We start from the raw sequence: 24,989 nt of genomic DNA, 5'->3' as shown, positions 1-24,989 counted from the left end.
AGAAATCGATGTGGTATTTTTCGTGGATCTTAGGTACAGGGTTAGCCTGTGCTTTTGCAGTGCTAAATGCCTTATGGCTTGAATTAAGGGTTAACGAAAAATCATCTGAGGAAAACATTCAGTAGAATGATGTGTAGGTTGAGTGTAAACCATGCTTAAAACACCGCACCCCTCTTTTTGTTGAGCCAAAGGCCCAACCTAGCTTTTAGGCAATTAGGTATCAGCACAAAAATCAGTTAAAATAGGCAATTTTGCTGCCTTGAGACGCGATGACCGATCAAAAAAAGAAAACGCATTTTGGCTTTCAATCAGTAGCCTGGGATGAAAAGGAAAAAAAAGTGGGCGCCGTCTTTCACTCGGTCGCTCAAAATTATGATCTGATGAATGATCTGATGTCCATAGGCATACACCGTTTATGGAAGCGTTTTACCATCGAACTTAGCCAGGTCCGGCCAGGTAATCTTGTGCTTGATTTAGCCGGTGGCAGTGGGGATTTAACCCGCTTACTTTCTAAAAAAGTGGGGCCTTCCGGAATGGTTATTCTGGCAGATATCAATGAGGCAATGTTGGCTGTAGGTCGAGATAGGCTATTGGATGAAGGTCTTTACCAAAATATTGATTTTGTACAAGCTAATGCCCAGGCCTTACCCTTTGCAGACAATCATTTCCATTGCATTACCATCGGTTTTGGCCTGCGTAATGTCACGGATAAAGACGAAGCATTGCGCTCAATGTTTCGTGTGTGCAAACCGGGGGGCAAATTGATGGTCTTGGAATTCTCCACACCGACTTTACCTGGTTTAAAATCAATTTATGATTGGTATTCGTTTCATCTATTGCCTAAAATTGGCCAAGTCGTTGCAAAAGACGCAACCAGTTATCAATATCTCGCGGAGTCGATTCGTATGCACCCTTCTCAAGAAGAATTAAAAGCCATGATCGAACGAGCGGGATTTGAAGATTGCCATTATCATAATTTAACCGGTGGAATTGTGGCTTTGCACATCGCGCACAAATATTGAGACTCTTATGATTAAAAAATATTCCCTAAAAGCTCTGCAGAAAGCGATTAATCATGCCTTAGCCCTTGATGAGTCGATGCCTGCTAAAATTGCCGCCCTGCATGGGAAAGTACTTGAAATCATTGTAGCGCCCCTTGGAGTCAATTTTTATATTCGCTTCGCAGAAGAAACCTTGCAATTGCTTGACGACTATGACGGTCATCCCGATACTATCATCCATAGCAGTCCTCTTGGCTTAATTCGCCTAAGTTTCTTACCTGCCTCCAAAGCCCGCTCCCTCTTTAACGATAAAATTCGCTTATCAGGCGATGTGGAGTTAGGGCAGCAGGTTAAAACACTCTTCGATGAATTAGATATTGACTGGGAAGGGCATTTAGCGCATTTTACGGGTGATGTCGTCGCTCACCAGCTTGGTTCTCTTTTTCGCCAAGGTTTAGCATTCAAAAAGCAATTAAGCCACTCTATACGCCACAACCTCACTGATTATTTACAAGAAGAGTTGCGCATTTTTCCTCCTCGTGAAGAAGTGGACGATTTCTTCAATGATATTGACCAACTGGTGTTGGACGTTGAGCGCCTCCAAGCGCATGTTAACCAACTGAAGACTGATCATGAAATCGATTAAGCAGTTACTGAGACTTCTCCATATCAACACCATCTTGGCTCGAAACGGATTAGATCAAGTCATTGTCAGCATCCGTCTTTTTTCTCCTTTTCGTTTCATTGTGTATTTAAATCCATGGAATTGGCTGCGCAAGGAAAAATTAACTCGTGGCGAGGCCCTGCGCAAAACGCTGGAAGAGTTAGGTCCGATTTTCATTAAATTTGGCCAAGCCCTGTCCACCAGGCCGGATATTTTACCTCTCGACATTGCTGCAGAGTTATGCAAGTTACAGGATAAGGTGCCACCCTTCTCCAGTGAAATCGCCTTAAGCATTATTGAGGCCGCTTTTGGGCGCTCTGCTTTTCAGGTTTTTGCCCAGTTTGATCCGCAACCGCTTGCTTCTGCCTCCGTGGCTCAGGTTCATGCTGCCACGTTGCGTACCGGTGAAGAGGTGGTAGTCAAAATATTACGCCCCAATATCCGTAAAATTATCGAAAAAGATTTAAGTATCATGTACACCATTGCGAACCTAGCTGATCGTTATTGGCCTGAAAGCAAGCGGTTAAAACCCAAAGAAATTGTGCAAGAATTTGAGCACAATCTTCTTGATGAGCTTGATCTACAACGCGAAGCAGCTAATGCAGGACAATTGCGACGCAATTTCAACAATTCACCTCTTCTTTATATACCTGAAATTTTTTGGGATTATACTCGTGAAAATGTAATGGTCATGGAAAGAATTTATGGAATTCCTGTCTCTGATCTTACTGCGTTGCAAGCCCATCGTATTAACATTAAAAAATTGGCTGAACGCGGCGTTGAGATCTTTTTTACTCAGGTTTTTCGGGACTGCTTTTTCCATGCTGACATGCATCCTGGAAATATCTTCGTTTCACCAGAACACCCTGACGACCCTCAATACATTTGTATCGATTTTGGCATCATAGGAACGCTCAATGATAGCGATAAACGCTATCTCGCAGAAAATCTCCATGCTTTTTTTAATCGGGATTATCGACGAGTAGCGCAACTGCACGTGGAATCTGGCTGGGTTGCACGGGATACCCGCGTGGAAGAATTCGAAAGCGCTATTCGCACGGTGTGTGAACCTATTTTTGAAAAACCACTGAAAGACATTTCATTTGCTCAGGTCGTTTTGCGTCTCTTTCAAGTCGCACGCCGCTTTCAAATGGAAGTACAACCGCAACTCGTTTTATTACAAAAAACGTTACTCGCCATCGAGGGCTTAGGGCGCCAACTGTATCCAGAACTCGATCTTTGGGCAACAGCAAAGCCTTTTCTGGAAAAATGGCTTAAAGAACAAATGGGCCCCAAAGCGTTTCTCAAACAATTGCGCGAGAATCTTCCTTTCCTTATTGATCAGCTACCTCATATGCCTCGTTTGTTGCATGAGGTATTGGAACTCAGTAAGGAACAAAAAATTCGTGCTCTTGAACAGCGGCATGTCTCAAAGCGATTTATGGATATTAAAAAAAATTGGTACAAAGGCTTCGGGATTGGCATGTTTGCTACAATGCTCACTGTGAGTGTTCTCAGTTACTTGAATGCATTAAATTATGACAAATTAGCCTTTATCGCTTTCATTGCAGCTATTGCAGGCGGATTTATCAGTCTTATTAATCGAGCTAATAGGAGTTAACATGGGATTTGGTGGTATTAAACCCTTATCGTTGCTACTCATTTTATTAATTATCATTGCCTTGTTTGGAACCGATAAGTTAAAGACTATTGGTACGGATTTAGGTAATGCATTAAAAAATTTCCGACGTGCATTACAGGAAGATAAAGAGGATGATAAGAAATCATGAGCAGTGGTGAGCTTTTCCTTACTTTCCTTGTCGCGATTCTTGTTTTTGGCCCCACTAAACTGCCTATGTTGGCCGAACACCTTGGTAAATTAGCTCGCCTACTTAACCAACTTAAACAACAAACAATCAATTTTTGGGAAGCTCAGCTACACGAATATCAATTAAAAGAGAACACACGTAAAGCCGAGCAAGTGGATACCCTCTATCAAGAATTGGATCAAAAGAAGGAATAACAGGGAATTCTCCTTGGTGCAACGTCGATGGACTGGGTTCGTGAGCTTGCCTGAGAAAGCGCATGCCATTGAGGTAAGCCAAAAAGCTTTAAGACAATTCTTGCCATTGCGCGCTCTATTGCAGTAAATCCTCTAATATACTTGAAAAACTCATTTCTTTTAGCTTAACTAATAGAAACGGCGATTGCTAAGGAGAGCATCATGCTCGGATGGGCACTACTTTTTCTCATTATTGCACTTATTGCTGCCGCCTTTGGCTTTACTGGAATTGCAGCAGCTGCCGCAGGCATTGCAAAAATTTTATTCTTCTTATTCCTTGTTATTTTCATCGTTTTACTGATTATGGGCTTGCTCGGAAGACGGGGTCCACCCCCAGAAGTATAATTTTTTTGGCGCTTAGAAAAATAGCCTGTATTACCCAAAACGCGGCACAGGCTTGTGGCAATAAGGTAATTTATTGTGTTTACTATAGTAATTTTGATGATATCCTTCAGCAGGCCAGAACGGTTGAACTTGAAGTAACTGCGTCGCTACATCATAACCACGATTACGAAGGGTTTGAATGAGTGCTTCGGCCTCCGTGAGTTGTTCATCATCATAGTAAAATATGGCGCTTTTATATTGCTGACCAATGTCAGGCCCTTGTCCAGTGGACTGGGTGGGATCATGAATCTCAAAAAAGCGTTTTAAGACGGTATGGTAATCGGTTTTTGCTACATCATAAACAACGCGTGCCGCTTCATAGTGGCCGGTATCACCTCGACAGATTTGCTCGTAAGTAGGATTAAGTGTAAAACCGCCTGTGTAACCCACTTCCACTTTAAGCACTCCGGGTAAAAGAGTCAGAAAATGTTCAACTCCCCAAAAACAACCACCCGCCACAATGGCTTCTTCTGTATCCAATACATCACTATCAGGAACAAAATCAATGGAAGCAGAGTTCACGCAATGGCGAAGATTTTTGTGGGTAAGAAATTCGCCGACAAAAACATGTCCTAAATGGGCGTCGCATCGGCCACAAAGAATCTCAGTACGTTGGCCATCCCGATCGGGAACTTGATTAACTGCTTGCACAATATCGTCGTCAAAACTAGGCCAACCACAACCAGAATGAAATTGACTGGCCGCCCGAAACAGAGCCAAACCACAGCGCCGACAAAGGTAAGAACCACTTTTGACAACGGTATTGTATTCACCGGTATGAGGATACTCAGTGGCTTTATTGCAAATAATACGTCGGGCAGCCGGAGTTAAACTTGCCGTTTTATCGAGATACTTTTCCATTAAACACCTCCTACTGCCTATTATTTAGTCCACACGATTACAAATTCTATCCGCCATATAACCAATCGCACCTGCATAATAGATAGAATTATTGTAGCGCAAAATCATCTTATAGTTGGGATAGGCTAGAAAAGTAGGGCCACCAAAAGGTTGGACAATGCTTGCTTTCAATTCTGGATAAGGTAATGGTTGACCATCTTCGGTACGTACACCCATTGCACTCCATTCACTTACTGATTTTACTGTTGATTTGCCTTCCAAATTCATGTCAAATTTTGCTGGTAATTTTACTTGTATAGCCCAAGGCTCGCCTGTTTGCCAGCCGTTTTTCTTCATGTAATTAGCAATCGAGGCAAAAACATCCGCTTTACTTTCCCAAATGTCTTTTTTACCGTCTTGATCATAATCAACGGCAAATTGCAGCCAACTTGAAGGTAAAAATTGCGGCTGTCCAGAGGCGCCTGCCCACTCGCCTTTAAAATGATCCAGCGTCACATGACCATCGTTTAAAATATGGAGCGCAAGAAACAGCTCTTTCCGAAAAAAGTCTTGGCGCTTAGAGTCATAAGCAAGAGTCGCAAGGGATCGAATGACAGGGAAATTGCCCATGTAGGTTCCATAGCTACTTTCCATACCCCAAAAAGCGACAATAAAGCAGGGATCAACTCCAAAGTCTCGACCCACTTGTTCCAATAACTCTTTATTTTTCAGGTAGTTTTTGCGCCCCATCACAATCCGATAGCTGTCTGCGCGTGAATGCAGGTATTTACTAAATGTGAGACGATGTTCGGGCTGTGAGCGGGCTAATCCCTTTACTGTACGGCTAGGCTCATGAATATCGGCAAAAGCTTTATCAAATAAAGCGGGAGAAATACCTTCCGCAATAGCCTGCTCCCTGACGCCGGCAACCCAACTACCCCAGCTTTGCTGATTCGCAAAAGCAACTGGCGAAAACATCAAGATTGACCAGGCTGCGATGCTTACCCCCAACTTTTTCATGATCCTTCCCCTTATGGTTTATTCTCATCGGTAAGACATTAGATAACCTCCTAAAGCCATTGCCCATTGCAAGCCTTAGAGGATTACCCGAGTAACTTTCCTTTTAGTTGAAAAATGATGAAGCAGGAATCATGCCCGCTAAAATAGCACAGTATTTTTCTTAACTATTGCGCTTCAAAAGGCAAGCATTGTATACCATTGAAATCAAACTCACCAAAAATCATCCATCTCGAGGAAAAATCAGCATTAGCAAAAAACGCGTGCAGGTTGACTCAAGTTCAACCTTTGTTCACTCTTGAAACAAAACTGAATTTTGAAGTCACTGTTAAGTCATGAGTCAACTTACTTCAACTTTGGTTCTATACCCGTGATCCTTCAAAACGCTATTTTTGGTCAACTTGATTTTTTGCCTGGGATTAATCCCAGGAGGAAAAAGCAATAGACCAAAAATAGCGTTTTGAAGGATCACGGGTATATCACCAAGGTCTGTTTGCTATTCAACTACCTTGGCTTTAAAATCAAAGATTAATTCTAATAACGCATTCTTTTCGTTATACCTAGAGGCAAGGCTGATAATGAATAATAAGAAAATATTGACAGGCTTTCTTCGAAAGAATTTACTGGTTTTTCTATTGGGTTTTGTTGCTTATTTCTTAAATAGTGTTTCTGTTTTTGCCCTCCCCCCTCTCAATACCAAATACATTTCTTATTCAGATGCCGGGGAAGGTGAGGTACTTGTACTTATTCACCCATTTCCGGCGGATAAAGCGCTTTGGGCACCTCAACAACAAACCTTAAAAGAACATTTTCGCTTAATCACTTTAGATTTATGGGGATTTGGTCATTCTGAAGGCACCTCTGGGCAGCCCATCAAGATGGAGGAATACGCAGACCAGGTTGCTCAACTTCTCGATCAGCTCTACATTAAGAAGGCAATTATTGGTGGCGAATCAATGGGAGGGTATGTCGCATTGGCTTTTTTACGAAAGTATCCAGAAAAAGTGGGTGGTTTAATTCTCTCTAACACACAAACCGCCGCTGATAGTTCTGAAGTAAAAAAAGCGCGAGAAATGGCCGCGAAGAAGGTCCTTGCACAAGGGTCTGAGCAATTAATTAATGACTTTATAGTCAAGGCATTATCGAGCGATGCTTCCGAGCAAACGCGATTATTCCTGCAAAATATCGTCATGGTACAAACCCCTACTGCTATTGCCTCTGCGCTGAAAGGAATGGCTAATCGGGAAGATACCGCGAATACACTGGTCGATACTAAAATACCCTTCTTGATAATCACTAGCGATCGAGATACGGTTGTCCCTCCTCAGCAAAGCGCAAACATGCATGCTTTAGCCAAAAACAGCAAACTGGTCGTGATAACCAATGCAGGACATTTATCTAATCTGGAACAACCAGAGCAGTGGAATAAGGCAGTTATTGAGATGTTTGCCAATAAACAAATTAATTAACGGGTTTTAAAATAATTTTCTTTCGCAAAATGAATTGGAGAATAATTCCATACAGGGGCACAAAAGTCAGCAGACTAATAGAGAGTTTAAATATCAAGTCCACTGTCGCAATCTCTACCCAATGCGCGCTTAAAAAAAGATGAGTACTGTGATAAAACGCAACAAAAAAGAAACAAAAGGTATCGAACAAATTACCAACCACATTGGAAACACTGGGTGCAACCCACCATTTTGGATGATTTCGCAATTTTTGGAAAACGACAATATCAAGTAATTGCCCTACCACGTAAGCAGCTAGGCTCGCTAAGGCAATTCGCAATGCAACAGCATTAGGCGCCAATAAATCGCCCTGACTATAATAATTTGAGATAAGAAAAGAGCAGACAAGACCAGGCAACATGGCCAGCATAATCACCTTTCTTGCTTCGCTCTGGCCAAGCAAGCGAGTGCTTAAATCCGTTAAAATAAAAATGAATGGATAAGTAAATGCACCAAAAGTTGTGCGGAAACCTAAAAAAACAAAGGGGAATTGCACCAGGGTATTACTTAGGCAAATAATACTTATATGAGCAATAACAAGCCAATTAATTTTAGTATTGAACAATCGTTGAGTCCATGTATAAGATTAAACCATTATGACATGACTCATCAGGACCATTCAAGCAGAGACTAAAACAGCCCTGTAGAACAACAATGAATCTTAATTATGCAAAATAAGCTTTAAAGCAAATAAAAGCCGATCACCATGTCAATTAAAGCGGCCATCAGCATGTACCTTGAATTTTAAGCCATCCCTTGGCTATCTTGATACCCAACTCTGGGCAAACAAACGCAAAAATCCACCGAATAGGACCAGCCAAGCAATCACCGTAAAACAAGAAACCATGCGTATAGGAAAAAAATAAATCTATTTCTTTTTGCTACACTCATAAGGAAGTTTAGGAGTTCTTTTCGAAAGGAGACAATAATGAGAAACTTCAAAGCGGGTTTATTTTTAGGTACTTTCCTGTGTACAGGGTTACTGTTTGCAAGCTGCCCGCAGGTAGGGAACTACACTCTTCGCTCGCATGACCCAAATAATAACAACTGTTCTTATGCTTCCAATAAGACCGTAAAGCTTAGTCTAAATTCCCCCAAACCACCCACAGCAAATTGTCCACGCTTTATTTTGACTGACCCCAATTATCATTTATTGCAATGCGGTCATGAGATTAGGACGATGAAATGTGTTTGCAATATTACTCATAACTAGCAATGCGGGCAGAATTCAGCCTGACCTCTTTATCATCTCGTGCGTTTATGCCATTAAAGGCATAAACGCTTACTGCTTTATCGCGGACAATCTGCGGCAGGTAGAGAGTGTACGCGTTACATTTGCTTAATAGGTAAGGTAAGGGTAAAAGTAGCCCCCATACCTACACCCGCACTCGTGACTTTAAGTGAGCCACCCAATTCTTTAGCTAGCAAAGCCGAATTATGTAAACCATACCCATGCCCTTTTTCTTTAGTACTGAATCCAAACGAAAAAATATGTCTAAGATTTTCTGGAAGAATACCTGAGCCGTTATCTCGTACGCTAATTTGAATGTGTTGATTTCGGTGTTTTTTTGCAGAAATAATTATCTTTTTATGTGGAGTATCAACCTCTAAAAGAGCCTCTTTTCCATTCATAATGAGGTTAATTAGAATTTGCAACAATTTATTTTGATCCGTAGCAACTAACGGAATCTGATCGATTTTTTTTGTAATAATAAGCTTTTCTATTTTTCCTAAATCAGCAATCTTTATTGCCGACTCAAGAATCGCTTCAACAGACACATTTTCAACAAGCATGGCGGACCCGCTGATCGCTTCTTGTTTTGAAATAATCTCTATAGCAAGCTTCAATAGACTATGGATATTCTGTATTTCTCTAGTGATCTCGTTATACTCATCTTCTAAAAGTTGGGAGAATTGCGCTAAGTACTCAGGTATCTTTTTTCCCATTTTGTCCGTTGATAAAAACTCACTTAAATCTAAAGCATGATCACGGATCAATTGATTAATGCGTAGTATGTTTTTAATGAATTGAAAATGACGGCTTTTATCGCGTAAACATTCCATGGAAACACTAATGCTTGTTAAAACATTGCCTAAATTATGTAAAACCGCATTAGCAACCTCCGCCATTCCAGCTTGCCTTGCTGAAAGCAGAAGTTTTTGATTCAATTCAGCTAATGTTTTCTCTATTTTTTTGCGCTCGGTAATATCACGGATTGCGGCTAAAGCAATTAAACCATTCTTTATCTTAAGAGGGCTTAAACTGATTTCGACAGGAAAAATTTCTTGATTCTTTCGTTGACCATATAATTCCATCCCCGACCCCATGGGCCTAGTACGCGGCTTTTTAAAATAATGGGTACGGTACTCAGGATGTCTGCTTTTATAGGGCTCAGGAATTAAAACTTCAATCAGTTGCCCTAGTAATTCTTCTTTGGAATACTTAAATATATTTTCGCATTGTAAATTGGCGAAAATTATTTCTCCTTTTTCATTAACGATAAGCATCGCATCTGGCGCCACTTCAAGTATTTGATGCCATTTTTTATTCAGTTCTTCAAGCTCGTCGTTTTTTTCCATCAGAGCCCTCTCTTTTAAGCCTATCTAATAAGTATAAACATAAGATTAACTCCGTGAGAGCGCGCTGAGCATTCAAGAGCAACAAAGCGGGACGTTAATTCCCGCCTTAACAGGCTTCTAAACATCATACGAGTTTAGGCGGTTTTAAGTAAAATAATATCTCTGTGAATGCGCCACATAAAGGAAATCATTAAAAGGGGAATGAGCAACAAATAGACCGCGATGACCAATAGGATAATATTCAGCATAGAGGGACTGAACTTTAATTTGTTTAATAAATTCGATAATTCCTGAATTTGTGCGGCATTTTGCTTAATCATGGAGGAGCTGAGTTGAATTGCAGCAATATTTTCTTGAATCGCTGCCGTGCTACGGCTAACTATTTTTTCATTATTTTCTATTGCTTCACTGGCTTTTTGAATCGCATCACGATTTTCCAAAATCGTTTTAATGCTCATTTCAACCACTCTTTTGTTCTCACTGATAATGCGACTACTCTCTTCTACCGCCAATTTATTCATTTCGATAGCCGTGGTACTGGCTTGCACGGCTAGTTTGTTGGTATCGATTGCACTGGTACTCGCTTGAACTGCCAATTTATTGGTTTCTATGGCACTAGTGCTCGCCTCAACGGCTAACTTGTTGGTTTCTATGGCCTTTGTGGCTGACTCCACCGCTTTGCTGTTGTCACCGATGGCATTAGTGCTTTCCTCCACTTGATCGATTAGTTTACAGCCGCTAATCAGGAGAGCTGAGCAAAGCAACACTAAAAAAGACAAGCCCTTCACGGATGTTACATCCATTCGATTTCTTATCATATACCACATCCTTTTGCTTTGTTGGCTATTTGAGATCTCGAGCGTTACTCTTTCTAAGCCTAATCACCATTCAATGACAATTTTGGATAAATTTCAAGCGATTACCGCGTTTATATTTTAAATACAAAAACCATGCAAAATTTATGCCTGAGCCCTTGTTCTCAATGCGCTTATTTAAATTACCCCCTTTAAGACATATAAATGCTACAATGCGCTTTAATGCTCTAAATAGAGGCCCATCTTGAATACGCTACCCAACTGTCCAAAATGTAATTCACAATACACTTATGAAGATAACAGTCTCTTTATTTGTCCAGAATGTATGTACGAATGGAAAGAAGAAACATCTGGCAAAGAGGCTGAGAGTGAGCGCATTGTAAAAGATGCTAATGGAAATCGACTTCAAGAGGGTGATACGGTCACCGTAATCAAAGATCTAAAAGTAAAAGGCTCTTCCTTGGTCATCAAAGTAGGAACTAAAGTTAAGAACATTAAACTCGTTCAGGGTGATCATGATATCGACTGTAAAATTGAGGGTGTTGGCGCCATGAAATTAAAATCGGAGTTCGTTAAAAAAATATAACGCCCTTTATGCCGTGGTCTTTATCAAAAGCATCATTTTAGAAATTGGCCTTGCTCTAGAGTAATCCAAAACGCGTCCATCGCCTTTTGTAACAATTCATAGGTGTGTTCGATTTGTTCTTGATTTTGAGGTTTCGCTTTTACCGCTTCATGGAAAGAAGCCAATGCTCTATCAAGCTGGGGAAGGGTAAGATAACACACGCCACCGCGGACGCGGTGTAGTTCCGTCCGTAAAGCGTCTTCATCGTGAGCAACAAAAGCTTTCGCGATTTTTTCTTGGCTGATTTTTAAATCCACTGCTAATCCAGCTAACAATTCGCGAACGCAATTTTCATCGCCATTCAGCCGATCAAGGCATGCATTCCAGTCAATTATCTGGGCGGTGTTTCGCTTCTTACGCGTATTTGCTTTTTTATGAACTGCTTCTTCTCGTTTGCCCTTCAAAGCGTATTTTTGAAGAATGGATTCTAATTTTGAGGGGGGTAAGGGTTTACTAAAAACGTCCTGCATACCAGCCCCTAGCGCTTCTTCTCGTTTATCTGAATCGCTTGCGTGCCCAGTGAGGGCAATGATGGGTATTTGAGAGCCCTCTAAATCTTCTAATGCGCGAATTCGCTTTGCCGTGGTAATGCCATCAATATCGGGCAACCCAATGTCCATCAGAATTAAATCATAATCATGATGTTGTACTATTTTTATGGCTTTCATACCGTTTTCAGCAATATCACTGGTGTAGCCCAGGCGGTTTAACGTGGATTGTATAGCTCTTGCCGCAATTAAATTATCTTCCACTATTAAGACCCGTGTCTTGAGACTAGAGGTTATGGCAGTCTCTGTATCTGGTTTACCATTCAGGGTAGTCAGCTTAATTTTTTCCTGCCTCGGTGGGCGAATGGATACTTTGGAACGGTCTGTGTGATCAGACACTGTAAGCGGAAGTGTGAGAGTAAAGCACGTTCCTTTACCGACTTCACTCTCTACTTTAATCTGTGCTTGCATTGCTTCAATATAACGTTTCACCGTATAAAGTCCTAAGCCAGCCCCCTTGTATAATCCCTGATAAGAGGGAGTTAAGCGGGAGAAGTGCTCAAAAATAACTTCGAATTTATTTTTAGGGATTCCAATTCCACTGTCTTCTACCGCAATACGTAAGAGAATATTATCATCGACCTGATATGATGACTCTTTTTTATCTAATAATTGCACTGCAACTCTCACAAAACCCTTATCGGTAAACTTTAACGCGTTAGTGAGAAGATTAAGTAAAGTACGATCAAGGTAATTATGTAATCCTTTTAGATAAATGGGTATCTGTTCGTCTATTTCATAAATTAATTTTAATTTTTTGTGACGTGCGACAGGCTGCATGAGCTCAATGTTGTGCTCTATTAGTTCCCGTAAATTAAATGATTCAACCTGTTCCGTTGACTTACCAGACTCTAAACTAATGGTTTCAAGAATCTCATTGCATAATTGCAGCAATTCATCCGTCGCACCCATCAGAAGCTGGGTGTCATCTTGTACCGTTTCAATGATTTGATTGAGTAAAGAGAGGTATTTTTTTTCAGTAGGGGTACTGTTCTCTATCGAGGCGTGTTCTAGGGATGATTGAATATCATCAGCCACATTAAGCATTTCCAGTGTCATACCAAAAATACCAGTCAATGGTGTTCGGATATCATGACTCATGTTAGCGATGAATTCGGACTTTGCTTGATTCGCAGCCTCTGCGGCTATTTTTGCTTTTTCTAAATCTTTCTCCATTTTTTTGCGAGCCGTTATATCAGTAGCAATACCTAATACACCTACTACCTTATTATTGGAGTCACGTAAAGGCACTTTGTTGGTTATTACGGTAGTTTGTTTACCGTTTTCAAAGGATGTTCTATCCTCGATATTGAGCTTTGGCTGTCCCGATTCGATGACTTCTTTATCATCAAGACGGTATTTTTTAGCGTGTTTATGCCAAGGAAAGTCAAAATCTGATTTTCCAATAATCTCTTCTCGACTTGTACAGCCCGCAGAAATTACAAATTGATTATTGCATCCTAAGTAAATTGAGTTTTTGTCTTTCCAATAAATGATATCAGGGGCGTATTTAATAATATTATCAAGCCGTTCTAATTCTTCGGTTGTTGCCCTTGCTTTGCGCAGCTGCTCCTCCATCTTTTTGCGCTCAGTTATATCTGTTGAAATTCCCAAAATACCTACTATGTTTCCAGTATCATCGTATAAAGGGCTTTTACTCGTAATAAATATCTTTTTTAGGCCATCAACAGGTATAGTGTCTTCTAAAACCCTACGAATCCCGTGTTGAATGATCGCACGATCAACATCCTGTATATTTTTAATGCGATCAGCACCCCAACCAAGATCATAATCTGTTTTACCAATAATTTCGGCCGGGCATGATAAATTTAACAGCTCAGCGACATGCTTATTGCATCCTTGATACACACCATCTTTATCTTTCCAGTAAACGAGTTCTGGTAAATTTTCAATGACCTTATTTAAACTAATAATGTCACTTCCTGAGATTGTTTTTTCTTCTGGAATTTTTTGAAAAAAATCGTCTTTCGACGTGATGATTTGCCCGACAAGTAAAGATTTTTTTTTATTGTCAACTTTTACCTCGACACTTTGCCATTTTTGAAAATAATTATTGACTAATAGGATTTGCGGGTTAGTAATTTCTTTTGTTCCAAAGAAAAGTGGTATCTTTAATTCATTAAAAAACAGATCGATTGACTTACCTATCAAAGAAACGTTTTGCTCAAGATGAAACATCTCTTTAACATAATCATTGGTATATTCTATAAAAAGCTTTTCATTGATCGCAATGACAGATACTTTAAATAAGGCCTGGATTTTCCCAAAATCAATTAATGTATTTTTAGAGAACTTCATTAGCTATTCCGTATCTTTCTTTTAAATACTGCTCGATTAATTGTAATATAATTTTACTATTATTAGCATTCATAACGGTGTCATGATTGCCTTCAAGAGCATGACATATAATTTTTCCTTTATTGTATTTAGCCCATCCATTCGTTGGATCATCTATCGTTCGATAGATATCAGATAAGTAGGATGCTTTAAATAATAACATCTCATGATCGAGTTTGCTTATTGAATGCGCGAGTGAAAGCTGCTCTCTCTTCCAGGCCAGATTTGTTATTTCGTCGGACAATCCACTCGCCTCTTTGAAATACAATTTAAAATAAGTTTCATTTTTCAAAGCAGGGGATTTGATTGCCCAACTATCAATTAAAGCGAGTAAATTAACTTTTTCTCCTTGCTTCAATAGCTTACTTGCGATTTCAAAAAGGATATTTCCGCCGAAAGAATAACCCAGTAAAAAATAAGGACCCGTGGGCTGAATCTTGCGTATCATGGAAAAATAATCGTCTACCATTGCTGCCAAGCTATTATATAGTAGCTCATTGGCCTCTATACTCGGGTCTTGAATACCATAAATAGACATGGGTAATTCACTTTGAGAGACAAGAGATTGGTAACAATTCATTAACCCACTAATTGGATGGCCCAGAAAAAGATACGGAAAATGCTCCTCTCCCTTTTTCAGAAGGATAGGAGTATATGACAGCCTATTCTCAGTGGTTTTTAAGATCGTCTTGCAAAGCTGTTTAATCGTTGGGTCATGATAAATCTGAGTAGCGGGTAAATTGCAATTAAAATTTTTGTTAATTTTTTCAATTAAATTTATTGCTTTAAGGGAATGCCCTCCAAGTACAAAAAAATCATCATTGATACCGATTTGCTCAATACCCAAGCTCTCTTGCCATAATCCAGCTAGCTGGTTCTCGATTGCATTATTAGGCGGTACATAAGCAACACTAGTCTTTACATTTTGACGAGATGTTTTCGGGAGAGCGTGCTTTTCTTCAACAATTTTTCCGTTATCTTTTGTTGAATAATAATCAATATCAAAATTTGAAATGATGAGATTAGCATCCTGTCTTTGCATTGCCTGCAAAAATAATTGCTGCCCTTGAGCGGAGGAAATGTCATTTCCACGATTTAAGAAATTTTCCTTATATATCCTTGCAGCATCAACTGCCATGCCAATATCTCGCCAAGTATTCCAATTAATACTAAGTACAAAAGAAGATGAAAAAAGTTTACTCACTGCGAATGCATCTAAACAAGCATTAGCAGCACAATAGTCAATTTGCCCAGGTTCACCTGTAATTGCAGCTATGGAAGATAGCAAGACCACAAAGTCTAATGGGTAATCTTGAAAAATTTTTGCAAGGTTATAAGTTCCATGTATTTTAGGCAAGAGTATTTCTTGTGCTTCCTTTTTGGATTTAAGCACCATTAAACCACCGCCAGCAACTCCTGCTCCATGAATAACTCCATGAATTTTTTCAGCAGAGGTGTAATGGTTGATAATAAGAGATAAAGACTCAAAGTCAGTGACATCTACTTGATGGAAAATAAACTGAGCCCCCAGTATTTGCATTTTTTTTAAGTGACTAATTTTTTGATGGAAAACATGGCTTGGATCCTGTAAGGCACTATCCCATTCTTCCTCAGGAATCATTGCGCTCCTAGAGAGTAAAATAAATCGGGGTTTTTTGATGCTTTTGGTAATTGCTTCACAAAGCATTAAGACAATACCTCCCAGCCCACCCGTAATAAGATAAGTACCATTATCTTTAAATCGAAATGCACTGCTATACGATTTTGCCAACTCATATGTTAAATCCCATCGATAATTGTTGCGGTAGGCAACAACAGAATGACTCGCGTTCCAGGCTTCATTCAAACAAACACCGAAGAGGAGACTTAAGAAATTTTGTGAGGAAAAAAGCGGGTCGTTCAGCGTAATATCAAGTAACTTACATTGCATGAACGAATGCTCTTTGCTAAGCACTCGACAAGGTCCAATGAGACCCGCATTGATAGGGCTTACATTTTCTGAACCGACGACCTGTTGTGTGCCCGTGGAAAGGATCAGTGTTTTTAATACGGTTTGATCACCAATACATTCTAAATAAGATTGCGCTAAATAAAGTATGCTGAAAAAACCCAATTCAAGTTGCGCATCAATCTCCTTATAAGAAAGCATTCCATCGCCGGTATTTGCACAGGTGAAACAATGCAAAACGATTGGATTACGCAGTTTGTCGCGCAGTGCGCTGAATAGTTTTTTATAGTGATCTTTGTTAGCAGGATTTATTTTAAAATACCTACTTTTCTCTTCAAAATAGAGCTCACCCATTTCAATGACAATTGGGCTCGTATTCTTCTTTTTTAAGAAAGTAATTACTTGATCAGCTATTCCTAACTTATCTTTGAAGATAATCCAGGTGTTGTCTTGCAAACTCTTGGTGGTGGTATCACTTAATTCAAAGGGACAGACTAACTGTTGAGACCATATTGGTTTATAAAAAGTTGGCTTATTATCCAATCTCTTCGTTTTTACATCCGGATCTATCCAATATTTTTGCTTTTGGAATGCATAGGTCGGTAGAGGAGTATGTCTACGAGATGCCTCTTCATGAAAAGTTAACCAATTAATTCGAATCCCCTGTTGCCAAACCATCCCTATTGCGGCAATTAACTGATTAAATTCGCTTTTTAAGGCATAGTTTGCCATTAAAGTAGAGGTACTCACTACTTCTTTCTTGTGCGAGGAGGCTATATCTTTGAGAAAAACGTTTAGACTTTGTCCTGGGCCTACTTCTAAAAACAGGGGATGACTGTCTTCAAGTAAGGTTTCAATACCCTTGCAGAATTGTACCGTGTGTCGCAAATGGGTATACCAATAATGCGGGTCCATTGCCTCTTTGGCAGACAGCCATGTTCCAGTGACATTTGAAATCATCGGAATTTGTGGCGCAGAAAGCGTGAAATTTACAAATAAATCTTTCAATGGCTGCTCAATGCCTTCCATCGACTGACTATGGAAAGAATGATTTACTTTTAACTTACGAAACGGTTTCTCGGCCTCTAAAAGGATCTTCTCTAATTGATTAATTTCAGCTGCTTTACCAGCCACCACAAAATGAGTGGTGCTATTGTGCAGAGCCAATTCGGTATACTCTAAATAAGAAGATAATTCCTCTCGCGTGCATTCGATTGCCAACATTTCCCCGGCAGGTGCACTGGCCATTAAAAATCCTCGCTGACAAACTAATGCAATCGCCTCCTCGAAAGAAAACACCCCCGCTATGCACGCAGCCACGTATTCACCAAGACTATGGCCAATGACAGCGCTAGGCGTTATCCCGTAATGAATTAATAAGTGAGCTAGAGCATACTCAATGATGAATAAGGCGGGTTGCGCGTATTGAGTTTGGTTTAATCGTGCATCCGAAGGATTGTTGATTATCTCAAGCAAATCAATGTCAAGGTAAGATTTAGCGATAGCAATACCGCGTTGGACTAAAGAGGAAAAAAAAGGAATTTTTAGCATCAATTCAGCAGCCATCTGAGGGTATTGCATCCCCTGTCCAGGAAACATGAACACGATGCTGGGATGAATAGCCATGTCACAGCAACTGATAGGACTCAGTGGTAAATTTTTTATGACTTCCTCTCGCGTTTTACCTACACAAAAGCATCGCCACTCAAAGGTTTCTCGGCCTGTTTGCAGAGTGTAGGCGATGTCAGCGAGACTAACGTTATCCTCAGAATTGCTTAAAAAATTGGTCATCTTCTCGATGTTCTGTTGAAGCGCTTTCTCTGTCTTAGCTGAAAGGACCACTAAGGATTCGCTCACCTCGTCTAGGTGGACCGGTGTTGATACGTGCTCACTTAAAATCATGTGCACATTTGTTCCACCTACACCAAAAGAGCTAACACCGGCGTAAAGCGGGTGGGTTGATTCTTTTCGCCACTCAATTAATTGCGAATTAACAAAAAAGGGACTTTCCTCAAACTGGATATGAGGGTTGTATTGCTCAAAATTGGGCATTGGTGGTATTTTCTTGTGAAAGAGACACAGTGCAGCCTTCATTAAACCCGCTATTCCTGAGGCCACATCAGTATGACCAATATTGCCTTTTACGGAACCTAAAGCACAATATTGTTTCTTACTGGTTTGCTCTCGAAAAACCGTGGAAAGCGCTTCCACTTCGACAGCATCCCCTAAAGAGGTTGCAGTGCCATGCGCCTCAATGTAGCCTATCTCTTTCGCTTTTACCTTTGAATGCAACAAAGCCTCTCGGATGCACTCAATCTGGCCATTAACGCTAGGGGCGGTATAGCCTAATTTATCCGAACCATCATTATTAATGCCAACCCCTTTGATGACCGCAAAAATCGTGTCGTTATCAGCCAGAGCATCCTCAAGGCGCTTTAAAACCACCACCCCTACACCATTCGAAAAGACAGTCCCGTCAGCTCGGCTTTCAAACGGCCGGCAACAGCCATCAGCCGATTCTATTCCACCTTGTTTATAAACGTACCCTTCTTTTTGTGGCACCACGATGGAAATAGCACCTGCTAGTGCAATATCGCTTGTCCTTGTCATGAGTTCTTGACAAGCTTGGGCAACAGCAACTAAACCAGTCGAGCAAGCGGTATTCACATTAAGGCTTCGTCCTTTTAAATTTAAACGATAAGAAACCTGGGTACTTAACATCCCCAAACTGGTTGCTATGCGTTGGTGAAATCGATCGAGCTCTTGTTGAACCCAGCTGTTTTTTTGCAAATTCTCATGCAAGTAAGTACTGTCTGCTGCACCTGCAAAAACACTAATCTTATTACCCACCTGACTTGGAACGACAGCAGCTCGTTCGAGTGCTTCCCAAACACACTCCAGGAAAAGACGCTGCTGGGGATCAGCAATGCTTGCATCCATTGGACTAAAGCCGAAGAAATTCGCATCGAATTCTTCAATATTGGAGAGTATGCCTCTCACCGGCACCACATGAGGCTTTTGAGTTATCTGCTCTTCAGTAAATCGCTCAAGGCATACTTTGCTTTGGCAAAGATTTTCCCAAAACTCTTCCACCGAATCCGCTTTTGGAAATCGACAACTCATCCCAATAATTGCAATTTCCGAAAAATCAGCGACAGGATGCTTTTGCTCAGCTAGCACGTCAATATCACCTTCGATAAACCGACTCAATCGCGAAATAGTGGGATGAGTGACCATCTGCGTGATTTGTAAATCCGTTTTTAGTTCCTCATTAATGCGTGCACACGCCTCAAGCATGAGCAATGAATTAGCACCAAGCTCGAATAAATTGCGATGAATGTCGATGTTTGAGCGGTTAAGCAGATGCTCCCAAATTTTTTTAACGGCCTCTTCTATTGCACTCGACGAGGACGTATCGATATGGAAGTACAAATCAGTATGCGGTAGTTTATCCAAATTTTTTTTGTCGACTTTTCCTACTAACGTAAGTGGTAGCTCGTCCACGACGACGTATTTGCTCGGGAGCATGTAGGAAGGAAGATGAAGGCTTAAAAATGCGCGCAAATCATTCGCATGAATGAGCGTTCTTTGCGAAGACAGCACCAGATAAGCGGTAAGCATTTTATGAGCGCCGCCACCTATCTCCACCACAACAGCAGCAAGGCTAATCGCTTCATGCTTCATGAGTTCATTTTCAATTTCACTTAAATGAATTCTAAACCCACCTACCTTGACTTGATCATCCAAACGGCCTAGGCAGAATAACTTTCCGGAAGGTAAATATTTAACCCTGTCACCCGTTTTATAAAGGCGTTTATACGGCTCATTCTGCTCAAATGGATTGATTGAAAATGCATTATGCTCTTTGTTTTCATTAGAGAAATAACCCAAGGCCAAATTAATGCCACTAATATAGAGCTCCCCTTCAGTGGCTCGATTCCCATACTCATCCAGCACATACGTTTCGACATTGCGAATCGGCCTACCAATACTCATCAACTCCTCATCGTCGAAATCACTTTCTTCCGTCATGATATGCCGGCAGGTAAATGTGGTTGCCTCCGTTGGACCATACCCATTGATAAGAATGAGAGGAAGCTGATTCATTTTTCGATAGTGTAAGAAATTTTTTATTAATGCAGCATTCGCTTGCTCTCCGCCGATAACGATTATTTCAACGGCGTTTAACGTTTTTGGAAATGATTTAATCAGTTGATGGAAATACCCTGTTGGTAAAAATAAACAAGTGATTTGCTGTTTCTGCAAATGCTTTTTTAACTCAATGTGATCCGTTCTTGCGGAAAGCGGTATGATTGAAAGCACAGCGCCATTCAGTAGAGCACTCCAAATTTCAAAAGTACACGCATCAAAAGCCAGATTACTAAATTGTCCAATAATTGTTCCTTTAGTAATATTCGCGTAATTGTCAACTTTCGTGAGATTAACCACCGCCTGGTGTGGAATCAAAATGCCTTTTGGTTTTCCTGTAGATCCTGAGGTATACATTAAATAGATAGGAGAGCTGGGATTAATCGCTCTATCCAGATTCAATTTATCGTAACGTATACACTCCAATTGGATGTTTTTAATAAGACTAATATTTACTTTGTTTTTTAAGCGAATTTTATAGTTTTCACTGGTTATTATAAGCTTTGGATTAAAATCATTGGTGATGGTTTTTAGCCTCGTTTGGGGTGCTCTTGTGTCTAATGGGACATAAATGGCACCGACTTTTATAATAGCAAGAATACAGACAATAAACTCAACGCTGGGCTCGAGAAGTATGGCAACAAACTCGCCTTGTTTAATATTTTTTTTAACTAGCCAATGAGCGTACTGATTCGCTTTCTCATTCAGTTCTTGATACGAATACGCAATATGTTTATCCTGAACAGCAATAAGGTTAGGGGTTTCTTGAACTTGTAACTCAAAAAGTCCAACCACCGTTTGATTAAAACCCAATTGATCCTGTGTCATATCCAGAGCATCCTATTTTGAATTCATTTTAGGCGATTCCATTCAAGAAGATGCGAGCTCTTAGTTAATATTAGCATTACCACCCCACAGACTCTTGCTTTAAAACATGATGCTATTGTTCTGCATTTTCTATCACGATATCCTTATCATTTATTTCATGATGAGTAGGTTTCAGAGACATTACTCTCAAATTCGTCTAATATATCATATCAATGAAAAAAGCATTCATTATTAACACCTATAATTACATAATTTCATTCTATCTTAAGACTCTCTTAAGCTTAATTCATTATCATTTAGTTTTTAAGTTTTCTGAGACGAGTTAAATGCCTACATTTGTATACGACAAGCAAAAATTAATTAAGTTCAAAGACAAAACTGCGGGTAAAAATAGAAATCCTGTCGATGGTTTTTATGAGACCGAGGGAGAGCCTAAAAAGAGGTATTTTATTAAAAAGCCAGCGGATCAAAGGGAATTATTTATCGAGGGCTTGATCGGTCGGTTTTTTACAGAGCTTAAAAACAGAAAACTCATTGATGAAAAATACCATCGTTCTTTAATTTGTGCCGACTTCATTCAGTGTGAAGATGGCAGCTATGCCCTGATTCAGCCTTGCGAAGAATTCGACGAGCTCTTCAAACTAATAGGAACCGGATACAAAGATGGCTCCGATCGCAATCCCCTTTATGAAATGCTTTATGGCCCTAGCCTTTATCCTACCCTGACTAAGCAAGGGGTCTACTTCGGCCTATCCTTAGTCCTTATGCTCGATATCTTAGTCTCCAATTTCAGTGGTGCGCACAGCGGTAATATTGGTGTTTTCAAAAAGAGCGGTTACACCACCAATGAAGGTGCAGACATCAAACAATTTTGTGGCATTGATAATGGTGCCGCCAATCGCGACTTTGCTAAGCCAGAAAATAATGAGGACATTCTTACTCCCTTGGAATATAAAAAGGGGCATGCTTGGTTTACTAAAGGCTATCTTGCTAATTACCGCAATATTAAAGGACTCTTTCCGCGTATAGCGACCCATGCAAGAGAACTCTCTGAGACAGTAGGGGGTGATTTTACAACCGTTATTACTAAAGTTTTTAAAGAACTGCCCCCCGATCTACTACAGAATAATCAGAAAGTATTAGACGAGTTAGCGGACTATATGGGCATTCCTGGCTTTAAGACTGCCACTTTTGGTCCAGAAGGCAATTGTCAAAGCGTCATTGACCAATACGCAGAAACCTTAAACTTGCGCTTAAATAAACTAGGCCAATTGCAAGAAGCACCTCATCTCGTGCAATCATCGGCATCGGTCTATGAGAGTATTATTATTCCAAGCACGTCGAATCCTACAACCTCTGGGCAAGGAACTCTAGAAGAGCAGACTGAAGAGGTCTTGCCTCTGGAAACTGCTTTGGATATGAAAACACCGGTTTCGTTTCCAGACCGTTTGGACGCATGGGGTAAACTGTTTGCTGAGACCAAAACACCAATCGATTTCAACCGAATTGATTATGATTTATTGGTTAAGGATTATAATCATTACCTCTCTGTTTTAGCGCGACAAAGCGATTTATATAATATATGGCAGCATAATCCCAAGTCTTCATCTAATCTCTTAGCCCCATCGAAAGAAGCATTCGATAAGAAAGCAGATACGGGTTACGCCTATGTCCCGCAATACCGTGAGGGTGCAGTCTTACGGCATCTCTATGCATTTGCAGCACCCGGCCGCCACGCCGCCGACCGGTTTGCCTATTACGATAAACTGGATGAAAATTACTGTAGAGAAGAAAGAGAGTACTGCAAGACGCATGAAGGAGCTCAACCTTCCGCTTGGTTAAAAGTCGTCACTGCACTGCAAAATGCACAAGATATTATGACGTTAATCAAGAGCTTACAAAGGACTAAAAATGCGGAAAAAGAATTCGCTAGTGACATCAAAATGTGGAAAGAAAACCTTAAACACCAGCTACAGGAATTTAAAAAAGCCTCTGATGCAATTAACAAATTGTTTGAAACCAACACGGCAATTGACGCCTCGGTAACCACTTTAGAGGAAGAAAATGAAGAACTAAGCCAACGTTATAAAGGCTTATTCTTTTATCCCCTCACTGCTAAAGAGCTTGAAGAGATGAGTGGTGATCAATTACTTACCATCTGCTTAGAAGAATTATATTCTGCTGAGCTCCAAGACATCGAATTAAGCCCACTAGTAGCCCGTATTATCAGTGACGACCTTTTTTGGCATAAAACCGAAGGAGCCTACTCTGACAGTACCTTTGGGAACCGCACTGACAGTCCCAAAGAAAAAATGCTAGCTTTAAAAACGTTACGCAACAATGTATTGCAATGCCGAGAAATATTGCTTCAGTTTCATCAAACCATTTCCTTATCCGAAAAAGAAGATTTATTACACAGTGTTGAGGAAAGAATTGACACCTTGCCTTTATACCTTCAAGCAGAACTCAAAAATGAATTTGCCCTCGCTTCTACTCTCTTAAGCCAATGGAAAGCGAGTAACGAGTTTTATCTTGCACAGGAGCGTGTGTATCATACTGTATCGGGCTCAAGAAAAATTGATGCCTTTAGGAATTTACACGACGCTTTTGAGAAATTGCCTTCTGACTTAAAGGGAATCTATCAAACCAAGCATGACGATTACCATAAAGAAGTACTTTATCTGCAATCTTTTGAAGCGTTCAAGCAGGTACAAGCTTTAGCTGATAAAATTGCTCAATTTGAACCTCTGAAAAGTTTATTTGAACAACTCCCGACTTCGATAAAAGGGAGTTATCAAGCGGTATTTGATCAATTACAACAAAATCAGGACCTCTACCAAGCCGTTAGCCTCAATCAGAGAGTAACACCAAATTATTCGGTAGAACAGGTTGAGAAAGTCTTCCGACGTATACAATCTAATCCAGTGATGTCTAAAAAATTAATGGCAGAAGCAATATCAGACCAAGCATTGTGGAACGCCATTGAAACGACTAACAAAACGGTTTTAACAAGAGAAGTGGCTCAGGATTTGCTCACGATAAAGCAATTTCATGATAGAAAAACAGCTGAAGATCCTAACGATCAACAATATATTAGGGAAGTTAACCAATTTTACACCAAAGCCTTAGGCATTCGTTTATCTGATAAAAGCCTCAAGGAACAAGCCACTGAAATCATAAAGACTGCGGAAAATGAATTTACTCATCGTGATAAAAAGAAACGCTTTGTGGCTGATGTATTGGTTCTCGTTAGTATTTTATGCTTTGGATTAGGGCTTTTTATCTTAGGCGCACGAGCTGCTGCGGGTAAACACCCTTTATTTAGCTATGACGTAACTGCTAGACAGCAAGAATTAGCGCAAAAATGGATGCCAAACTCCGATCAATTGACCGAAAAAACCTCAGAAACCGCCCTCTTTATGGAGCCTCCTCCTATTTTGGTTAATTAAGTGGCTATCAACAGGGAACCTTCTCTTCTACGTTTCACGGAATCGTAGAAGAGAAGCGTGAGCCATTACAAATAAATCACCATTATGATAATTATTTGATTGATTTAACTATATTTTTTACTATTTGACAAATAGTCAACTATCTATGTAACATTCAATAGGCAAGATATTCAGCATACAGTATATCTTTTTTTCAATTTTTAATTTATTTTA

At 40.2% G+C, this 24,989-nt stretch carries 18 protein-coding genes; 11 read left to right on the top strand and 7 right to left on the bottom strand.

What is annotated here, in order from left to right; translation table 11 throughout:
• Window positions 1-8 precede the first annotated feature (8 nt).
• From cydX to B5D33_RS13945, 7 genes are all read left to right on the top strand, one after another.
• Complete coding sequence (gene cydX / locus B5D33_RS13975; protein ID WP_065240039.1) at window positions 9-125, top strand: cytochrome bd-I oxidase subunit CydX; 117 nt, start codon at window positions 9-11, stop codon at window positions 123-125.
• 144 nt (window positions 126-269) lie between these two features.
• A complete protein-coding gene (gene ubiE, locus B5D33_RS13970; RefSeq protein WP_058453380.1) occupies window positions 270-1,022 on the top strand; it encodes a bifunctional demethylmenaquinone methyltransferase/2-methoxy-6-polyprenyl-1,4-benzoquinol methylase UbiE in 753 nt (250 codons plus the stop codon).
• Window positions 1,023-1,029: 7 nt separating this feature from the next.
• The gene (locus tag B5D33_RS13965; protein ID WP_058453381.1) at window positions 1,030-1,647 is read left to right on the top strand and encodes a ubiquinone biosynthesis accessory factor UbiJ; all 618 of its coding nucleotides are present in this window, start codon (window positions 1,030-1,032) and stop codon (window positions 1,645-1,647) included.
• Window positions 1,634-3,286, top strand: a complete 1,653-nt coding sequence (gene ubiB, locus B5D33_RS13960) for a ubiquinone biosynthesis regulatory protein kinase UbiB (RefSeq protein ID WP_058453382.1) — start codon at window positions 1,634-1,636, stop codon at window positions 3,284-3,286. Before B5D33_RS13965 ends, ubiB begins: the two co-directional genes overlap by 14 nt.
• Window position 3,287: 1 nt before the next feature.
• Window positions 3,288-3,455: a twin-arginine translocase TatA/TatE family subunit gene (tatA, locus tag B5D33_RS13955; RefSeq protein ID WP_058453383.1), complete on the top strand. Its 168-nt coding sequence runs from the start codon at window positions 3,288-3,290 to the stop codon at window positions 3,453-3,455.
• Window positions 3,452-3,688 (top strand): Sec-independent protein translocase subunit TatA/TatB, encoded by a 237-nt coding sequence (locus tag B5D33_RS13950; RefSeq protein WP_058453384.1) that lies wholly within the window; start codon window positions 3,452-3,454, stop codon window positions 3,686-3,688. The genes tatA and B5D33_RS13950 overlap by 4 nt, the downstream gene beginning before the upstream one ends.
• Before the next feature lie 201 nt (window positions 3,689-3,889).
• Window positions 3,890-4,072: a DUF1328 domain-containing protein gene (locus B5D33_RS13945; protein WP_058453385.1), complete on the top strand. Its 183-nt coding sequence runs from the start codon at window positions 3,890-3,892 to the stop codon at window positions 4,070-4,072.
• A gap of 30 nt (window positions 4,073-4,102) precedes the next feature.
• Here the strand turns inward: B5D33_RS13945 and B5D33_RS13940 are convergent, their stop codons facing one another.
• Both B5D33_RS13940 and B5D33_RS13935 read right to left on the bottom strand, forming a co-directional pair.
• Entirely contained in the window at window positions 4,103-4,972 is an 870-nt protein-coding gene (locus B5D33_RS13940; protein ID WP_058453386.1) for a bifunctional methionine sulfoxide reductase B/A protein, read from the bottom strand.
• A 24-nt stretch (window positions 4,973-4,996) separates the two neighbouring features.
• A complete protein-coding gene (locus tag B5D33_RS13935) occupies window positions 4,997-5,971 on the bottom strand; it encodes a lytic murein transglycosylase (protein ID WP_058453387.1) in 975 nt (324 codons plus the stop codon).
• 575 nt (window positions 5,972-6,546) lie between these two features.
• Here B5D33_RS13935 and B5D33_RS13930 point away from each other — a divergent pair.
• The gene (locus B5D33_RS13930) at window positions 6,547-7,437 is read left to right on the top strand and encodes an alpha/beta fold hydrolase (RefSeq protein WP_058453388.1); all 891 of its coding nucleotides are present in this window, start codon (window positions 6,547-6,549) and stop codon (window positions 7,435-7,437) included.
• Here B5D33_RS13930 and B5D33_RS13925 read toward each other — a convergent pair.
• Window positions 7,430-8,041 (bottom strand): 7-cyano-7-deazaguanine/7-aminomethyl-7-deazaguanine transporter, encoded by a 612-nt coding sequence (locus B5D33_RS13925; protein ID WP_058453389.1) that lies wholly within the window; start codon window positions 8,039-8,041, stop codon window positions 7,430-7,432. The two genes, B5D33_RS13930 and B5D33_RS13925, sit on opposite strands and share 8 nt — an antisense overlap.
• 363 nt (window positions 8,042-8,404) lie before the next feature.
• On the opposite strand from B5D33_RS13925, the gene B5D33_RS16415 reads away from it, so the two are divergent.
• Complete coding sequence (locus B5D33_RS16415) at window positions 8,405-8,689, top strand: hypothetical protein (protein WP_133140934.1); 285 nt, start codon at window positions 8,405-8,407, stop codon at window positions 8,687-8,689.
• A 116-nt stretch (window positions 8,690-8,805) separates the two neighbouring features.
• On the opposite strand, the gene B5D33_RS13920 is transcribed toward B5D33_RS16415, so the two are convergent.
• Window positions 8,806-10,056, bottom strand: a complete 1,251-nt coding sequence (locus B5D33_RS13920) for a two-component system sensor histidine kinase NtrB (protein ID WP_058453390.1) — start codon at window positions 10,054-10,056, stop codon at window positions 8,806-8,808.
• Between the two features lie 134 nt (window positions 10,057-10,190).
• Window positions 10,191-10,874: a hypothetical protein gene (locus B5D33_RS13915; RefSeq protein ID WP_058453391.1), complete on the bottom strand. Its 684-nt coding sequence runs from the start codon at window positions 10,872-10,874 to the stop codon at window positions 10,191-10,193.
• A 241-nt stretch (window positions 10,875-11,115) separates the two neighbouring features.
• On the opposite strand from B5D33_RS13915, the gene B5D33_RS13910 reads away from it, so the two are divergent.
• Window positions 11,116-11,457, top strand: a complete 342-nt coding sequence (locus B5D33_RS13910; RefSeq protein ID WP_058453392.1) for a zinc ribbon domain-containing protein YjdM — start codon at window positions 11,116-11,118, stop codon at window positions 11,455-11,457.
• Between the two features lie 32 nt (window positions 11,458-11,489).
• On the opposite strand, the gene B5D33_RS13905 is transcribed toward B5D33_RS13910, so the two are convergent.
• The gene (locus B5D33_RS13905) at window positions 11,490-14,363 is read right to left on the bottom strand and encodes a PAS domain-containing hybrid sensor histidine kinase/response regulator (protein ID WP_058453393.1); all 2,874 of its coding nucleotides are present in this window, start codon (window positions 14,361-14,363) and stop codon (window positions 11,490-11,492) included.
• Entirely contained in the window at window positions 14,350-21,327 is a 6,978-nt protein-coding gene (locus B5D33_RS13900) for a type I polyketide synthase (RefSeq protein WP_058453394.1), read from the bottom strand. The genes B5D33_RS13905 and B5D33_RS13900 overlap by 14 nt, the downstream gene beginning before the upstream one ends.
• 326 nt (window positions 21,328-21,653) lie before the next feature.
• On the opposite strand from B5D33_RS13900, the gene B5D33_RS13895 reads away from it, so the two are divergent.
• Window positions 21,654-24,776, top strand: coding sequence for a LepB GTPase-activating domain-containing protein (locus B5D33_RS13895; RefSeq protein WP_058453395.1), 3,123 nt, complete (start codon window positions 21,654-21,656; stop codon window positions 24,774-24,776).
• Window positions 24,777-24,989: the final 213 nt, after the last annotated feature.

The sequence above is a fragment of the Legionella maceachernii genome, assembly GCF_900167045.1.
Classification (GTDB): Bacteria; Pseudomonadota; Gammaproteobacteria; order Legionellales; family Legionellaceae; genus Tatlockia; species Tatlockia maceachernii.
Note: the sequence above shows the minus strand (reverse complement) of the source record. Positions and strands in the feature narration are given on the sequence as shown.

Bases quoted from the DNA above. Each gene is read 5' to 3' on its own strand.
- cydX (WP_065240039.1), top strand. From the start codon at position 9: ATGTGGTATTTTTCGTGGATCTTAGGTACAGGGTTAGCCTGTGCTTTT.
- ubiE (WP_058453380.1), top strand. From the start codon at position 270: ATGACCGATCAAAAAAAGAAAACGCATTTTGGCTTTCAATCAGTAGCC.
- B5D33_RS13965 (WP_058453381.1), top strand. From the start codon at position 1,030: ATGATTAAAAAATATTCCCTAAAAGCTCTGCAGAAAGCGATTAATCAT.
- ubiB (WP_058453382.1), top strand. From the start codon at position 1,634: ATGAAATCGATTAAGCAGTTACTGAGACTTCTCCATATCAACACCATC.
- tatA (WP_058453383.1), top strand. From the start codon at position 3,288: ATGGGATTTGGTGGTATTAAACCCTTATCGTTGCTACTCATTTTATTA.
- B5D33_RS13950 (WP_058453384.1), top strand. From the start codon at position 3,452: ATGAGCAGTGGTGAGCTTTTCCTTACTTTCCTTGTCGCGATTCTTGTT.
- B5D33_RS13945 (WP_058453385.1), top strand. From the start codon at position 3,890: ATGCTCGGATGGGCACTACTTTTTCTCATTATTGCACTTATTGCTGCC.
- B5D33_RS13940 (WP_058453386.1), bottom strand. From the start codon at position 4,972: ATGGAAAAGTATCTCGATAAAACGGCAAGTTTAACTCCGGCTGCCCGA.
- B5D33_RS13935 (WP_058453387.1), bottom strand. From the start codon at position 5,971: ATGAAAAAGTTGGGGGTAAGCATCGCAGCCTGGTCAATCTTGATGTTT.
- B5D33_RS13930 (WP_058453388.1), top strand. From the start codon at position 6,547: ATGAATAATAAGAAAATATTGACAGGCTTTCTTCGAAAGAATTTACTG.
- B5D33_RS16415 (WP_133140934.1), top strand. From the start codon at position 8,405: ATGAGAAACTTCAAAGCGGGTTTATTTTTAGGTACTTTCCTGTGTACA.
- B5D33_RS13920 (WP_058453390.1), bottom strand. From the start codon at position 10,056: ATGGAAAAAAACGACGAGCTTGAAGAACTGAATAAAAAATGGCATCAA.
- B5D33_RS13915 (WP_058453391.1), bottom strand. From the start codon at position 10,874: ATGATAAGAAATCGAATGGATGTAACATCCGTGAAGGGCTTGTCTTTT.
- B5D33_RS13905 (WP_058453393.1), bottom strand. From the start codon at position 14,363: ATGAAGTTCTCTAAAAATACATTAATTGATTTTGGGAAAATCCAGGCC.
- B5D33_RS13900 (WP_058453394.1), bottom strand. From the start codon at position 21,327: ATGACACAGGATCAATTGGGTTTTAATCAAACGGTGGTTGGACTTTTT.
- B5D33_RS13895 (WP_058453395.1), top strand. From the start codon at position 21,654: ATGCCTACATTTGTATACGACAAGCAAAAATTAATTAAGTTCAAAGAC.